Genomic DNA, 17,086 nt, shown 5'->3' with positions numbered 1-17,086 from the left:
TTATGCAGTATTTCATAGACGTTATCATACCCATTCCACTTCAAAAGTTATTTACATATAGCATAACAGCTTCAGAATCTAATTTTTTAAAAATAGGAATGCGTGTCGCAGTACCTTTCGGAAAATCTAAAATTTACACGGGTATTGTTGCCAAAATCCATAACGAAGCTCCAACAGTTTACGAGGCAAAAGAGATTCATCAAATACTAGACGAAGGTCCTATTGTAAACGAAAAACAACTTCGCTTGTGGCAGTGGATGGCGAATTATTACTTATGTACAGTAGGCGATGTGATGCGAGCCGCTTTACCTAGTGCTTTTGTGTTGGAAAGCGAAACCATTATCACAAAGCACAATAAATTGATTGATGAATCTATTTTGTTAGATGATGAATTTCTGGTTTATGAAGCCTTGCAACACCAGTCGTCATTAAAAATCCATGATATTTCTAATATTCTCGATAAAAAAAATGTGCTTCCCGTTATCAAACGATTGATAGAAAAAGAAGCTATTGCTGTTGAAGAGGAAGTGTATGAAAAGTACAAGCCAAAATTAGTTAGGTATGTAAAGCTTAATTCAAATTTTACATCGGAATCATCTCTTCAAAAATTATTAGAAGATTTAAGTCGCGCACCAAAACAGCATCAAGTTATTTTAACTTTGTTTTCTATTTCAGCCACGACCAAAAAGCCCGTAAAGGTAGCCGATTTATCAAAGGAAAGCGATGCGTCTCCTGCCATTATAAAATCATTAATAGATAAAGGTATTCTTGAAGAATATTTTATTCAAACAGATAGAGTTCAATATTCTGGTGATGAAAATGAAGATTCAAAAGATTTAAATGAATATCAAAACACAGCTTTAAAAGAAATTAAAGAGTGGTTTAAAGACCAATCTGTTGTATTGCTTCATGGTGTAACATCTTCCGGTAAAACCGAAGTATATGTAAAACTTATTGAAGAGGTTTTAAGTAAAGGAAGCCAAGTGTTGTATTTACTTCCAGAAATTGCTTTAACCACGCAATTAATCACCCGGTTGCAAAATTATTTTGGCGAACAAGTAGCGGTATTTCATTCTAAATACTCATCCCACGAACGCGTTGAGGTTTGGAACAATGTGCTGAACAATTCCGCGAAAGCGCAAATCGTTTTAGGTGCGCGTTCCTCTATATTTTTACCATTTGAAAGCTTGGGATTAATTATTGTTGATGAAGAACATGAGCAGTCTTTTAAGCAATTCGACCCGGCACCACGTTACCATGCACGCGATACGGCTGTTGTTTTGGCACATATTCACGAAGCGAAAACCTTATTAGGTTCTGCAACGCCCAGTTTAGAAAGTTTTTTTAACGCGAAACAAAATAAATACGGTTTTGTTGAAATAACCAAACGTTTTAACGATGTTTTAATGCCCGATATTGAGTTGGTCGATATCAAAGAGAAACTAAAAAAGAAGCTTATGAAAGGACATTTTAGCGATAGACTTATCGAGGAAATGACCGAAACTTTGCATGAAGGCCATCAAATAATTTTATTTCAAAATAGACGCGGGTTTTCTCCTATTGTGGAATGTAATACTTGTGGACATTCCCCACAGTGCCCAAATTGCGATGTGAGTTTAACGTATCATCAATATCGTGATCAATTGCGTTGCCATTATTGTGGGTTTGCCGAAATTATGCCAAAAACTTGTTCCGCTTGCGGAAGTCCGGAATTGGATAACAAAGGTTTTGGAACCGAACAAATAGAAGAAGAAGTAAAACTCTTGTTTCCAGATTACAAGGTAGCTAGAATGGATTTAGATACCACACGTGGTAAATATGGCTACGAAAAAATAATTACCGCTTTAGAACAGCAGGAAATTGATATTTTGGTAGGAACCCAAATGCTAACTAAAGGTTTGGATTTTAGAAACGTAAAGTTGGTTGGTATTATGAATGCGGATAACATGCTAAACTTCCCCGATTTTAGAGCGCACGAACGCAGTTTTCAACTCATGTTGCAGGTGTCGGGTAGGGCAGGACGTACTGAAGAACGCGGGAAAGTGTTAATTCAAACCTATAATCCGCAGCATAATATTCTACAACAGGTTTCTACTAATAATTATATAGAAATGTATAACGAACAAATGAACGATCGTTATAATTATAAATATCCGCCTGTTTATAAACAAATAAAAATCACTTTAAAGCATAAAGATTTTAGTAGGGTAGATACAGCTTCTATTTGGTATGCCAAATCTTTACGGAATGTGTTTGGAGATAATATTTTAGGACCCGAATCGCCACCAATAGCCAGAATTAGAAATCAGTTCCATAAAAACATTTTGGTTAAGATTCCTAAAAAGCAGTCGCTATCAAAAACAAAAGAAGCTATCATTAAAATAAATAATAGCTTCTTGAATGTAAAAGATTTTCGGTCGGTTAAAGTAATTTTAAATGTCGATAACTTTTAAATTTAGTTGGTTAAACTTAAATATTATTTAAAGCATCAACCAGTTGGGTCTTCTTGTTTCTGCTTAATGGAATTTCGTAAGCACCAACTTCAACATTTTTACTGTTAAACCTGTCAATTTTATCTAAATTCACAATATATGATTTGTGAATTCGTAAAAACTTATTTTCAGGAAGTTCTTTTTCAAAAGATTTCATAGTAGAAAGTACTACTAAGCTGTTTTCTTCCGTAACAAGTTTTACATAATCACCAAGGGCTTCAATCCACTTGATGTCTTTGATGTAAACTTTACGTTTTTTCAAATTGCTTTTAACAAAGATATGTTCACCCTCTTCTTCGTTAAAATCTTGAGTTAATTTGTGTTGCTCTAGAGCTTTCTCTACAGCTACATTAAAACGTTCTCTCGTAATTGGTTTATGTAAATAATCGGTAGCATCGTAATTGAATGCTTTAAAAGCATATTCGGTTTTACCGGTTACAAAAATAATTTGAGGCTTGTTGTTTAATACATCTAAAAGTTCAAATCCATTTAACACTGGCATTTCAATGTCTAAAAAGATTAAGTCTACTTGGTGTGTGTTTAAACCATTTTTGGTTTCTAAGGCACTACTGTACTCTGCAATTAAGTTTAGAGCGGGGTGGTTCTCTACTAACTTAACAATAGAGAGACGCTGTATTGCTGAATCGTCTACTACTACACAGTTTAAAGTCATAACATTTATATTATTTCGGTTAAGATATCGACAATAGTACAAAAAATTCGGCTAAAAACCAAAAAACATCGTTAAACTGTTGAATTTAACATAATTTTAACATTTATTCCTTTATGCAAATATAGCCTAAAATATACTATGAATATAGTTGTGTAATATGTATTTATTAACTATTTTTGCACCCAATTTTTAACAATAAACACGATTTTTATGAATCATTATGAAACTGTTTTCATCTTAAATCCCGTTTTATCTGAAGATCAGATAAAGGAAACAGTAAAGAAATACGAAGATTTTCTTGTTTCTAACGGCGCTAAGATGGTATCAAAAGAAGATTGGGGGCTTAAAAAATTAGCTTACCCTATTCAAAACAAAAAAAGTGGATTTTATCACTTATTCGAGTACACTGTTGCTGGTGAAGTTATTAACACTTTAGAAGTAGAGTTTAGACGTGATGAGCGTTTTATGCGTTATTTAACAGTAGCGTTAGATAAGCACGCTATTTCATGGGCAGAGAGAAGAAGAGTTAAACTTAAACAAAAAGCTTAATTATGTCATCTATAGAACAACAATCTAAAGGAAAAAAAGACGGAGAAATTAGATATTTAACTCCTCTTAATATTGACACAAACAAGAAGAAGAAGTATTGTATGTTTCAAAAATCTGGAATCAAATATGTTGATTACAAAGATCCAGATTTTTTATTAAGGTTTATAAACGAACAAGGTAAAATTTTACCAAGACGTTTAACAGGGACTTCATTAAAGTATCAAAGAAAAGTGGCTGTTGCTGTAAAAAGAGCACGTCATTTAGCTTTAATGCCTTACGTAGCCGATTTATTAAAATAAAATACCGATAACAATGGAACTTATATTAAAACAAGACGTTGAAAATTTAGGATTTAAAGACGATGTTGTAACAGTTAAGAACGGTTATGGTAGAAATTTTTTAATCCCTCAAGGACAAGCTATTATGGCTACGCTTTCAGCTAAAAAAGTATTAGCGGAAAACTTAAAGCAAAGAGCTTATAAAGAAAAGAAAATAGTTGATGAAGCTAACAAAATTGCTGAAGCGTTAAAAGCTTTGGAAATTAAAATAGCTGCAAAAGTAGGAACTGGAGATAAATTATTTGGTTCTGTAAATAATATTGATGTTGCTGCCGCTTTAGAAAAAGAAGGTCAGTCTATTGATAAAAAATTCATTACAGTCACTACGGTAAAACGTACAGGTAAATATACTGCTGTAGTACGTTTACACAGAGAAGTAACAGTAGATTTAGAATTTGAAGTTATAGCACAAGCTGCTGAGTAATTTCAAATAAATTCATATGAAAGCCTCAACTTAGTTGGGGCTTTTTTGTTGTTTTTTAGACCTCACAGGTTTATAAACCTGTGAGGTCTTTAAATCACAAGATTTAACTTTAAGTAATTTCTCCCTTTGGGGAGATTAAAAAGGGAAAACATGAAATATTCAAGACTTACAAAAGAACAGTTTGAAGAACTGCACCAAGAGTTTATAAATTTTTTAGCAACACAATCTATTACCGCTGATGAATGGGCTAATTTAAAAGCCAATAAACCAGAATTGGCAGAAATGGAATTGGATGTTTTTAGCGATTTAATTTGGGAAGGTGTTTTAAACAAAGCAGAATATTTAGAGCATTTTTCAGCACAACATATGTATTTATTTCGTTTGGGAAAGAAAAAAATGAAAGCCATTGTTGTTAACGTGAAGAACAAGAATGTAGATATTACCACCAAAGAAGGTTATAATTGGCTGCGTGAAAATTTAATGGATGATAGCGTTGAATTTTTACAAGCCGATAAAGATTATACCGACGATAAAAACCTTGATAAATTTAAAATGATTGAGCAAGGTGCTGTAATTACTAAGGGCGATTTGTTTAGGTATTTTTATGATTTGATAAATTAAAGGGGTGCATTTAAGTACAAAAAGGGACTGACTTATATTAGGTTAGTCCCTTTTTAGTTTTTAGTAAGTAATAAAGTTTAGAATTTTATTCTTATTTTTTTACAAATTTAAATTGTGTGTATTTGTTTATTTTTATAATGTAAACTCCATTAGCTAAATCAGAAACATCTACAGATTCTATTTTTGTAGAGTGAGTAATTACCTTAATTTCTTTACCTAAAAGATCAACAATTTTTAGAGATTGTATGTTTGATTTTGAATTGATAAATAGTTTGTTAGAAGCAGGATTAGGATATATTTTAATATCTGAAAAAGCATTGCTTTTATGTAAATTATTTCTGCCTTTACCTTTTTTATTGCCTAGTACTTCTTCTAAAAAGGCATCCATAGCTATAGAAGGACTTCCGTCACTTTCCCAAGCACTTTTTCCGTAACTTTTCCACCAATAAGATTGTGGTTCCCAATAAAATACACCTAAACCATTCACTTTGCGTGTTTCAGCAATTATATAATCTAAAAATTGTTTACAAGCTGTTGGTTGATCGTCACGCATGCCAACTTCAGCTACAATAACTTCTTTACCATATGTAGATTGCATTTCTCCTATGGTATATGTTAGTCCGTCTACAAGTGTTTGCCAGTTTGTTTCAGTAGGATATAAAGACATTCCAATAATATCAAACTGAGCACCATTATTAATAAGTGAACCTATGTTGTTGTGAAACCTATTGGTGTCATTACCTCTCGATACGTGTACAACGGTAATGATATCGTCATTAAAGTCTTTAACGGCATTGTTACCAGATGTTACAAAATCAGCATAATTAATTTTTCCTTGTGTAGTAGTTGTTTTACCAGTATCCCAAAGCATTCCAGAATCTGTTTCGTTGCCAATTTGTACCCATTTAGGCGTTACCCCTGCGTTGCCTAAAGCGGTTAAAACATCAGTAGTATGATCGTAAACGGCCTGTATTAATTGAGGGGTAGAAAAATTTTCCCAAGCTGTTGGCTTATTTTGTTTTCCTGGATCTGCCCACCAATCGCTATAATGAATGGTTATCATAACATCCATACCTAAATTATTTGCTAAAACGGCTTTATTTACCATGTCTGGGATATCGCACCAACCAAAAGCCTCTCCAGATGAAGCACTTGTGGGATCTACCCAAACACGTAATCGTATAGAATTCATACCGTGTTCCTGTAGAATGGGCATAAGTTGTTTTTCAACACCATTGTCATCATACCATTTGCGCCCACTGGCCTCCATTTCGGTCATCCAACTAACATCTGCTCCTTTTGCAAAAACACCATGATTAAGTGCTTTTATTAAAACTATTTCAGAAGAAAACTCCTCTTCAATAACTTGCCACCCGCTATTATTAAGAGAAATTTTTATTTTATAACTGGTATTGGCCGGTAAATTGGCCGTAAGCGTCGTTGTATTTGGTATTGTTAATACCGTAGACATGGAAACATTAGTACCCATAGCTACAGGATTTAAGATAACTTCATCAACTGTAGATATCCAATTGTTATTAGTGTCACGTAACTCTAACGCCACATATATAATATCATTGTTGTTAGAGGATGTGTATTGATAATTAACGGTAACATTTCCTCCGGTGTTGGCGTTTACACTTGTAGGTGATTTGTCTATGGAGGTCATGTATAGTAAATCGTTTGGAGCTAGTAAGATAACCTCGGATGAGTATTTAGTGTCAATGTCTCCCCAACCACTATCATTGAGTTCTAATTTTACTTTGTAATTTAGATTACCAGTTAAATTTGCTGTAGGGGTTGCGGTATTAGGGATTGTTAAAGACACAGACCCCGTTAGGTTAGTGCCTTTGGCTACGGGGTTTAGAATAATTTCATCAATAGTGGCATTCCAAATACTGCCATCATGTAACTCTAACGCTATATAAATAATATCGTTATCATTATTTGTTGAAGTGTACTCATAATTAACGGTAATCGCCCCTCCTGAAACAGGACTTACGGTTGTTGGGTTGGTGACAATGGAAGTGATATTTATGGACTGGGCACTTAAAGCCACAGTGAGGCATAAATACGTAACGAAAACAAGTATTGTTTTTTTCATAAGTAAAATATTTTATAATGTTTTATTTAGTATTATAAATTAAGGGGAACTCATACTATTTGGAAGGAGTCAAATTCGTTTAATAGGTAGGTTGAATTCGTTTTTTAGAAGTATGACAGCTCATTTTTATTCTTAAATGACTAAAAGGAGCCTTTATATTAATAAAGCAGACCGCGTATTTTTTCTTAAAAAGAAAGACCTAACGTTTTATATTTTCTATTTTTGCAGACGATTTAAAACAATATACTTAGTTCGCGTTCCTTTAAAATTAGGAATCCACTTTTTTAGAAAATATTTAATAACTTTTATAATAGCTACCTGCTTGAGTTTATCTTGAGCAGAGTTGAAAAGACAGTAATTAATATGGCTCAAAAACCAAGCATCCCAAAAGGCACTAGAGATTTTAATCCAGAACAGGTTGCAAAACGCAACTATATTTTTAATACCATTCGTGGTGCTTTTGAAACTTTTGGTTTTCAACCTATTGAGACACCAAGTTTTGAAAACTCTGAAACCTTAATGGGAAAATATGGTGATGAAGGTGATAGACTGATTTTTAAGATTTTGAATTCTGGGGATTATTTAGCGAAAATTGATGAGCAGGCTTATGCAAATAGAGATTCTTTGAAGCTTACTTCGAACATATCTGAAAAAGCTCTACGCTACGACCTAACCGTGCCTTTTGCGCGTTACGTAGTGCAGCACCAGAACGAGATAGAGTTTCCTTTTAAACGTTACCAGATCCAACCTGTTTGGCGTGCTGACAGACCACAAAAAGGGCGTTTTAGAGAGTTTTACCAATGTGATGCCGATGTGGTTGGTAGTAAATCGCTTTGGCAAGAAGTTGAGTTTATACAGTTGTACGACACTGTTTTTTCAACTTTAAAACTGGAAGGTGTTACCATAAAAATCAATAACCGAAAAATACTTTCAGGCATTGCTGAAGTTATTGGTGCTTCCGATAAATTAATCGATTTTACAGTTGCTTTAGATAAGCTTGACAAAATAGGAGAGGAGAAGGTAAAAGAAGAAATGCTTTCAAAAGGGATTTCTTTAGAAGGAATTTCAAAATTACAACCGTTATTTACTTTGTCAGGTTCGTTTGAATCTCAAATTGAAAGTTTAAAAGGTATTTTATCTTCTTCAGAAGAAGGCAAAAAAGGTATTGAAGAATTGGCTTTTATAAACGAAGCTATTTCAGAATTAGGTTTAAAAACAGCCAATTTACAATTAGACGTTACTTTAGCACGTGGCTTAAACTATTATACAGGTGCTATTTTTGAAGTCGCTGCACCAAAAACCGTACAAATGGGATCCATTGGAGGTGGTGGTCGTTACGACGATTTAACTGGTATTTTCGGCATGAACAATGTAAGTGGTGTTGGAATTAGCTTCGGTTTAGATCGTATTTATTTGGTTTTAGAAGAATTAGGTTTATTCCCGGAAACGGTAACTAAAAACGTAGAAGTTTTGTTCATCAACTTTGGTGATAAAGAAGCGTTGTTTTGTTTAAAAGCGATTAAGGAATTACGTTCTGTAGGTATTAATACAGAGTTGTATCCCGATACCGATAAGATGAAAAAACAAATGAACCATGCCAATAAACGTAACATCCCGTTTGTGGTTTTAGTAGGTGAAGAGGAGGTTGGTTCAAATATGTATACCCTTAAAAACATGGTTTCTGGTGAGCAGCTTAAAGTATCACTTAAAGAGTTAGTAAACCAAATAAAATAAAAGAGTCCTAATTATCACATTAGGACTCAGTTTCAAAGCTTGTTAAATTGATGGTAGATTTGGGGCTACGACTAACTAACTCAAAGCTTTAATTTATTAATACTTTTTTAGAAACTACTCTAGTATCTGTTTTTAGTTTGATAATGTATGTTCCGGTACTTAAATGGTTCGGTTTGTGCGTTATAATATTTTCTGTTGAACGGCTTTCAAATTTATATACGGACTTACCTAGCACATTGAATATTTCTGTAGACTCTATGTTTTTTCCAGTCGGATTATGAATCACAATAGTTTTGTCTTCATTTGAAAAATAAACTTGAAAAGCATTCGTTTCAACACTATTTGTATTTAAGGCTTGCTCATTGGCAAATGTAACTTCAAATCGGTTTAAGTGTTTTCCAACAGTTAAATACACATCATACTTACCTTCTTTTAAATTATGATAAACATTTAGTTGTTTGTCGTGTAAATATATAATTGTGTTTTTATCAATATTGGCTAACGCATCAATTTTAATAGAAGCTACACCTTGTTTATTGATTTTTACTCCTAATGGAAGTGTTTGTGTCTCATTAAAATTGTTTACTGCTTGAATTATATAATTATCGTTAGTGTCAGAAATCCAATACATGTCTTCGGCATTGTTCTCTATTAATGGAGCGTCGTATCCAACATCAAAGGCATTTGAGGTATTTTTATCTACGCCTGCTAATATTAAACGATGGTAACCACTTGGCGAATCAAATTGAAGCTTGATTTTTTGTCTGATATCTGCACTGGATTGTATTAATTTCCCTTTTGGATTTGTTGATTTAAAAAACATTGAAGGATCTGAAGATTCTGTTTTGAAAACACGTTGACTGTTTTTAAAAGTTATTGTTCCGCCAGTACCTGCTACAACAAAAAATCCTTGACTTACGGGAATATAGCGTTCTGGTACTTTGGTACCTGGAGCTCCGCTATTGTTTATTCTAGTGTCTGTTGATATTGCTGGTAATGCTCCTAATCTTGTATATGTAGCATAGCCACCTTCGTATGCCTTTAATGTATGCGTACTATTGGCAAAATGATCCCAGAAATATAATGTACCATTAATTATATCTGAAGCTGCTCTGCCTCCAGAACTGCTGGTATTATCTAAAATAAATTCATCAGCATCAAGAGCAGAAGGGTATGGGTTACCAACCAGATAATCATTACCGGCACTTAATGTTAGTGTTATATCTCCATTATTGGGTTTTCCGTAAAAATTATAATTCTGGGTTGATGTGAATGAGGTTCCAGAACTTTCAACTCCTTTCATTGTAAATCCTTCACCTGCTAGAATGGTACCAGTTCTTCTAACGTGTTGCCATACAGAATAATTGTTACTTAAATTGTTAGCATATTTCCAAATCCAGTAATCTGCTATGCTAATATTCGTACCAGAAGCGCTTCCGTTATAGCCAGAAGTTAAAAAGGTAATATTGTTTGGTGTGGAAGATATGCTACCGTTTCTCAACACGTTATTGGTCATTTTATAACTATTATTGTTGCTTGTGGTATTGCTTGCGCCAACTGGAGAACACCAGTAATTATAGGTGTATAAATCTTTATTACCTTGTTGGTCTCTTTCCAATCTACCTGAGCTTGTTACATCCAAAACACTGCCTTGGTCCTGTAATAATTGCGATTCACCAACTAAGTCAATATCTCCAATAAGTTTTAAATAACTGGTTACACGAAGGCTTTGACCGGAATTTGTTTCATCTTGAGAATCTGCGGGATCTGCAATTGAAAGTTTTGTAGAAGGTGTATTTGTAATTAAACCTAATACTGTTATGTTTTTGTCGCCAGATGTAATATTGTGAGATGTTCTTACAATATTCCAATCAACAGGGGTTGTTCCATCAATACCTATACTGTTTGGTACATCCCATACTGAGTTTCCGTTTGTCCAAGGTGTTGAAGCTGTATTATCGGTCCATGCCCCATTAGCCTTTGTGGTATATGGTAATGGTGCTGTTTGAGGCTCATTAGATAGAATGTTTCTAATGCGTCCGTTTTTAGAATAACTAGAGCTGTCATTTAAATACCCAGCTACTATAGAATTCATTGGGTAATATCCTAATAAGTCGGTCCATAACAAACCAGCAATATCCAATGGAACTATTTTACCTCTTACGGCTGTTCCGTTTTGTTCAATTTCTTGGTTTAACATGGCTCTAATTTGAGTCGCATTTAGTGCTTTACCCCAAATTCTAACTTCATCAATCCAGCCTTTAAATTCATCTGATAATTTTTGGGATAAATTGGTGTCATCAAACTTGGCACCTATTAAAAAGGATTCGTTGTTGGCAACAGGTGGAGCTGAAACAGAAGTGTTACTGGCTACTTCTATACCATCAATATAAATTTTCGCAGTTGTAGTAGTATTGTCATAAGTTGCAGATATATAATACCATTTATCTGTTCCAATAGTGAAAGTAGATGTTAAATCTAATACTAATGATCCAGCATTGTTATACCATTTAATATTTGGTTTATTAGCGATTAAACTAAATTGATATCCTAAATTGGTACCTTTGTTACAATCTCTTTTTCCAACAATAGATCCGTTACCTGTTGAGGTTGGGTCTTGTTTTACCCAGGCCTCAATAGTAAATGATGACGTTAAATTATGCTTATCTGAAAAATCAATATAATCATTAAATCCATCGAAATCTATTACGTTATATTCTTGGTCTGGTTCTCTCCAATCTCTTTCAAGTGTGGCAATATCATCAATGTTAGGGTGTGCTAATGGACTTAGGCCGGTATTGGATGAGTTGTAGGTTACCAAATCATTATCGAAACCATCGTCTAACCCATCACCATCAGCATCAACATTTGCTAAAGTCCCGAACTTTGATGTTATTGAATTTAAACAAGTTCCCCAGTCGCTGGAGTTAACAGTGCCATCGCCATTGATATCGTGTCCTTCTATAATATCCGGTTCACCGTGGTTGTCGGAGTCCGTATCTAAATAATCTGGTATTCCATCTCCATCGGTATCTACAGGTACTAACCCTCTTCCTCCAAAGCCAATTATGTTATCATAAACTTCCGATATACCGTCGCCATCAGTATCAATACTACTATAATTAATAAATGGAGCTGCCGTAGCTTGGGCTTCAGTAAGGTCAGTAATACCATCATCATCGGAATCTATATCTAAAAAGTTTGGTAATCCGGTATTGTCTGCGTTTTTATTAGGGTAGCTGTTGGGTTTTCCATCACCATCTGTGTCTGGACCTGTAATTATTAAGGCGCTTGCTCCAAAATAGGGGTCGTGATATCCATCGGTATTGGAATCTGTAAAGCCATCAATTTTACCATCTCCATCAACATCTAGTCCTCCAGCTTCGAGAATATCTGGTATACCATCATTATCACTATCTAAATCAATATTATTTCTAACACCATCACCATCAAAATCTAAATTTGTAAGGGTGCCAAGTTCTTCAATAAAATAACTGTTGTCATTAGAGTCATAAATAGCTGTAATACCATCACCATCAACATCTGTAAATACGTCAACAACCCCGTTGCCATCTATATCTGTACCGCCAACTTCAACTAAATCGGGTATGCCATCATTATCGCTATCTAAATCATGAAAATCGTCAACACCATCACCATCTGTATCTCTACTGCAATATTGCACTCCTACAAGTCTTATGGTACCACTTCCTGTATAATTTACAGTAAATATAACTTTGCTCACATTAATGTTTGGAAAATAAAAGTATGCACCGCCATAAATATCATCAGCTCTGTTTTCTGGGTTATTGGTATTTGGTGCTGTGGTATTATATAATTCATTTATGGTGTTGTTGCCTGTATACTCAATATAGGTTCCTAAATGATAAATTCCTGGTTGCGATGTTAAATTAACTATATTATTAAATTCGTCGTAAACATCTACTTTTATATTCTCGCCTTCATCAAAATCGATAAGCTTAAAAAATAGGTTTTTTACCGGGTTTGTAAAATCAAGTGTGAGTTGCCCGTTAGTGGCTGCTCCTTTAAGTCTTAAGCCAAAGCCATGTTCTCCTGCATTGTAGCTTGTTATATCACCAAAATTACTTGGACTGTTAACGCTGTAGGTAATATCATTACCATCGTCTAATACCGTTGTAATTGGCATGCTGTTTTTTATAGAAGTTTCACTACCAGGGTATAATGTCTCAGTTTTAGTAGTATAGCAACCTTCAACTAGATCTGAAATACCATCATTGTCATCATCGGCATCTACATAATCTTCTCTACCGTCGTTATCTTTATCTGGTTTTACAGAAGGTACAATAACAAAATCATTATTGGTTTCAAGTTCTAAATCAAAACTAATGTCATCACTTGTAGAATTAAATTGATGAATTTCAACTGCAATTTCATTAATTCCACTTACTAATGGATTGTCAACTTTAAAGACATTCCAAAAATCCTCAAAGTTATTTGTAGGTCTGGTTACATCATCAAAAGCTAGTGTATTATAGTTAATAGTACCTACAGGCATATTGTTTCTTAAAATTTCAACGCCATTTATAAAAATAACGATACCATCATCTCTTATAGTACTAATTTTTAAAGTAGAATTAGTGACATCAGAACCAGAAGCGGTTATGGTTTTTCTGAAATAAGTAGTTATTTGATTATTATTTGCAACAACAGTTGTTTCATCACCATCACCAAAACCTAATTGAGCGTTTCCTGTTGCCCAAGAGCCTACAGCTGCTGTTCTCCAAGCTGTGCCTTGATTGGAGCCATCGTCTAAATAACTCCAAACACCTCCACGGGGAAGTAATTGGTTTGCAGCTTGCATTGAAAAATTGAACCCTAAATCAGAGCTTGTAATACTGTTCTGGTGTATTTCTACACCAATTTCATAGGTTCCTGGTAGTGTGAATGGATTAGCAATTGATTTTGTTATCCAAGAGGTTTCATCTGATCCTCCTATGGCACTTGGTGCTAGTGTATTAAAAGCTATGGCTCCAGTAGGCATGTTGTCTCGCCATACTTCAGCCCCGTTAATATAAACTACCATACCATCATCTCGAATGGCATTTAATAATAATGTGTTTTTTGAGCTAGCTATATCTGCAGCTGTTATTACAAAGCTTCGTCTAAAATACGTTGTTACATATTTATTGGAAGAACTCGGACCATAGCTAACTACAGTGGTCTCATCGCCATCACCATATCCAAATTCGGCATTATTAGTTGCCCATCCAGAATAATTAAAACCTGTACCATACCAAGCAGTTCCTTGATTTGTGCCATTATCTAAATAGCTCCAAACACCACTAGCAGGTATTAAATTAGAAGCAACGTTAGAAACACCTAAATCCAAATCAAAACTAATATCACTACTAGTAGCTGAACTTTGGTGTATTTCTACAGCTATTACATTATTTCCAGCAACTAATGCATTTGCTAATGATATGCTTGCAGTATCATTATTAGCACTAGATCCGGAAGCATAAGTAGTATATGTGCGTCCAGCAGGCATATTAACTGCCCAAATTTCAACCCCGTTTAAATATACAACAGCACCATCATCAAAGGTTAAATCTAGATCCATGTTAGTGTATGAAGCATCTCCAGGTGATACGTAAAAAGTTTTTCTGAAGTAAGTGGTAGGGTATTTGTTATTGGAATCTGGTCCAAATCCAACCGTTGTAGCTTCATCACCTTCTCCATATCCTAAATGCGCATTTCCTGATGCCCAAGAAACATCATTAAAGCCTGTTCCGTACCATGCGGTACCTTGGTCAGAGCCATCATCTAAATATTTCCATAAGCCACCAGGGCCAAAGTTGATTATATTTGAAATGGCAGAACCTTGAATTTGAAAATCATAAGGGTTTTCATCGCTATCATTGTTTGTTATGGATATAGTTGCTTGCAGATTATTGCTAGCGATAGTTGGTTCGAATCTAACAACAAATGTTAAGTCACCACCACCACTTGCAATACTTGCCGCACTTGGTTGGGTAAGTATTGAAAATGCAGGATTTCCACTAATGGCAACTCTGGGTGTGCCAGATAGGTTTAAAGTTCCGGTACCTAAATTTTGGATTGTATATGTACGATCAAAAGTTGCTCCAACGGCAACATTTCCAAATTCTGTATGATCGGTGGTTGATGGCGTAGTATCTCCATCAACTATATTAGTTCCGTTACCCCTAATATTTATTTCTGGAGCCGTTGCCGTACCTTGAATTCTAAAATCAGATGGATTTTCATCACCATCATTATTTGATATAGATATATCTGCTTGTAAATTAACCCCAACAACCGTAGGTGTAAATCTAACTACAAATGTTAAGCTACCGTTTGGAGCTATACTAGCTGCACTTGGTTGAGTAAGAATTGAAAATGCAGCATTTCCAGTTATTGCAACTCTTGGAGTTCCTGTTAAATTTAATGTTCCTGTTCCTAAATTTTGAATGGTATAGGTGCGGTCAAAACTTGCTCCAACAGCTATATTTCCAAATTCAGTATGATCAGTCGCAGATGGTGTAATATCACCATCAACAATACTAACACTATTACCTTGAATATTTATTTCTGGTGTCCAACTAACAATAACCAATCCATTTGCCCCATTTCCCCCATTTTGGGTTGTAGCAGAATTAGTAACAGCACCACTACCACCAGCACCATAATTATTACCAATAGTTCCAGCACTACTGCCGCTTACTCCATTACCCCCTGCGCCACCATTAATGGTTCTTGCAGCTCCACCTGTTGAAGTTACGGCATTATTTCCAGCTCCAGTTGAACCTGCACCGCCACCACCACCACCAGAAAATGTACCTCCACCAGCAGCACCAGCTCCACCTGCATATTTAGTTGTCCCTGTTGATGCACCTGTTGTGCCGCCAGCACCAGCACCAGTATTATTAAAAACACCGCCAGCACCGCCAGCAGCTACTACTGAGGTTGTATTAAATGAGGACGCTCCTCCTGGTGTAGCAACGGTTGTAGTTGGTATACCACCAGCGCCAACAGTTACTGTATATGATGTTGAGGGAATTACGGTTACAACACTGCTTGCATAAGCGCCTCCGCCTCCGCCACCGCCACGTCTTCCACTAGTGGTAACTCTGCTTCCGCCACCGCCAGCTCCCCATGCTTGAACTGTAACTTGGGTTACACCAGCTGGTACAGCAAAACTACCAGAACTTGTAAAGGTTTGTGATTGCGAATACCCGTTATAACAAATAAATATAATGGCACACGTAAATAGAAATTTTTCGAGAGTAATAAAATTTCTCATAAGTGGTTAAATTTAGTTTGGGACTAATTATTTAGACAAATATATATAATTGCTCCATGAAATGCAAATATAATCGACGAAATGCATATTTAAAAATTAACTTATTGAATTTCAGTTAATTAAGTATTATGGTATTTTTGTTTTTTTATTATTTAGAAGTTTGATGATCTATTTTTTAATAAATTATTTGATTATCAGGTAAATAAAATATTTTGTTTTCAAGTTGAGCTGAAAATTTTTAAATTGAATGAAAAAGAAAAGGCTGAGTTTATTAGCTCAGCCTTTTCAAAAAAAGGGTTGATTTAATATTTAACCAATCTTCTTCGAACTGTATTACCAGTTTTATTACTAATAATTTCCAGAAGATAAGGAGCCTGTTCTAACTTATCTAAGTTTGAAACATGAATAGTTCCATTTGCACTCAAATATTTATTATCGTGAACTAGTCTGCCATTTAAGTCGAAAACCTTAACACCAAATTCGGTATTGTAAAAACTTAATGGTACTTTAATCGTGATTTTGCTATTAAATGGATTTGGTGATATTAATATGGTTTCAAGATTAAAATTATCTATTTCTAATGAGCCATCTGGTGTAGCCGGATTACAATCATCATCAGTACCGTTTCCAGAGATTTCCGTCTCACTTGGATTTATGTTAGCATCATTATCGTTGCAATCGCTATTGTTCACAGAATAACCTGTTGGAGCCGAAGTATCGCACAAGAAAGCGATAGTTTTGGATCCAAAACCATCTTCATCAGTATCTACATAATACTGATAAGGTGACCCTAGGTTCTCCCACGCACACGATGTGGTATTGAACTGGTAGTTGTCCCAGCAGTTAGT

The 17,086-nt window shown here is 34.8% G+C and carries 10 protein-coding genes; 6 read left to right on the top strand and 4 right to left on the bottom strand.

The features are described from left to right. The first annotated feature begins 2 nt into the window (after positions 1-2). Positions 3-2,453 (top strand): replication restart helicase PriA, encoded by a 2,451-nt coding sequence (gene priA / locus VP395_RS12185; protein WP_346242291.1) that lies wholly within the window; start codon positions 3-5, stop codon positions 2,451-2,453. 16 nt (positions 2,454-2,469) lie between these two features. Here priA and VP395_RS12180 read toward each other — a convergent pair whose 3' ends face one another. Next, positions 2,470-3,165 carry a LytR/AlgR family response regulator transcription factor gene (locus tag VP395_RS12180; RefSeq protein WP_132218826.1) on the bottom strand — a complete coding sequence of 232 codons (696 nt, stop codon included), beginning with the start codon at positions 3,163-3,165 and terminating at the stop codon, positions 2,470-2,472. 210 nt (positions 3,166-3,375) lie between these two features. Here VP395_RS12180 and rpsF point away from each other — a divergent pair, with 210 nt between their 5' ends. The 4 genes from rpsF to VP395_RS12160 all read left to right on the top strand — a co-directional run bounded on the left by rpsF (position 3,376) and on the right by VP395_RS12160 (position 5,097). Further along, entirely contained in the window at positions 3,376-3,714 is a 339-nt protein-coding gene (gene rpsF, locus VP395_RS12175; protein ID WP_117176518.1) for a 30S ribosomal protein S6, read from the top strand. 2 nt (positions 3,715-3,716) lie between these two features. Then, the gene (gene rpsR, locus VP395_RS12170; RefSeq protein ID WP_117176520.1) at positions 3,717-4,013 is read left to right on the top strand and encodes a 30S ribosomal protein S18; all 297 of its coding nucleotides are present in this window, start codon (positions 3,717-3,719) and stop codon (positions 4,011-4,013) included. 13 nt (positions 4,014-4,026) lie between these two features. Then, the gene (rplI, locus tag VP395_RS12165; RefSeq protein WP_346242290.1) at positions 4,027-4,476 is read left to right on the top strand and encodes a 50S ribosomal protein L9; all 450 of its coding nucleotides are present in this window, start codon (positions 4,027-4,029) and stop codon (positions 4,474-4,476) included. A gap of 150 nt (positions 4,477-4,626) precedes the next feature. After that, entirely contained in the window at positions 4,627-5,097 is a 471-nt protein-coding gene (locus VP395_RS12160; RefSeq protein ID WP_346242289.1) for a DUF6495 family protein, read from the top strand. 91 nt (positions 5,098-5,188) lie between these two features. Here VP395_RS12160 and VP395_RS12155 read toward each other — a convergent pair whose 3' ends face one another. Further along, complete coding sequence (locus tag VP395_RS12155; protein WP_346242288.1) at positions 5,189-7,201, bottom strand: T9SS type A sorting domain-containing protein; 2,013 nt, start codon at positions 7,199-7,201, stop codon at positions 5,189-5,191. Between the two features lie 363 nt (positions 7,202-7,564). Between VP395_RS12155 and hisS the strand changes: the two genes are divergently transcribed. Further along, entirely contained in the window at positions 7,565-8,935 is a 1,371-nt protein-coding gene (gene hisS, locus VP395_RS12150) for a histidine--tRNA ligase (protein WP_346242287.1), read from the top strand. A gap of 88 nt (positions 8,936-9,023) precedes the next feature. Here the strand turns inward: hisS and VP395_RS12145 are convergent, their stop codons facing one another. After that, positions 9,024-16,238, bottom strand: coding sequence for a choice-of-anchor D domain-containing protein (locus VP395_RS12145; RefSeq protein ID WP_346242286.1), 7,215 nt, complete (start codon positions 16,236-16,238; stop codon positions 9,024-9,026). A gap of 302 nt (positions 16,239-16,540) precedes the next feature. Further along, the coding region (locus VP395_RS12140) for a T9SS type A sorting domain-containing protein (protein ID WP_346242285.1) at positions 16,541-17,086 on the bottom strand (546 nt) is incomplete at its 5' end.

Origin of the sequence: Mariniflexile soesokkakense (genome assembly GCF_039650365.1) — a bacterium.
Classification (GTDB): Bacteria; Bacteroidota; Bacteroidia; order Flavobacteriales; family Flavobacteriaceae; genus Mariniflexile; species Mariniflexile soesokkakense.
Note: the sequence above shows the minus strand (reverse complement) of the source record. Positions and strands in the feature narration are given on the sequence as shown.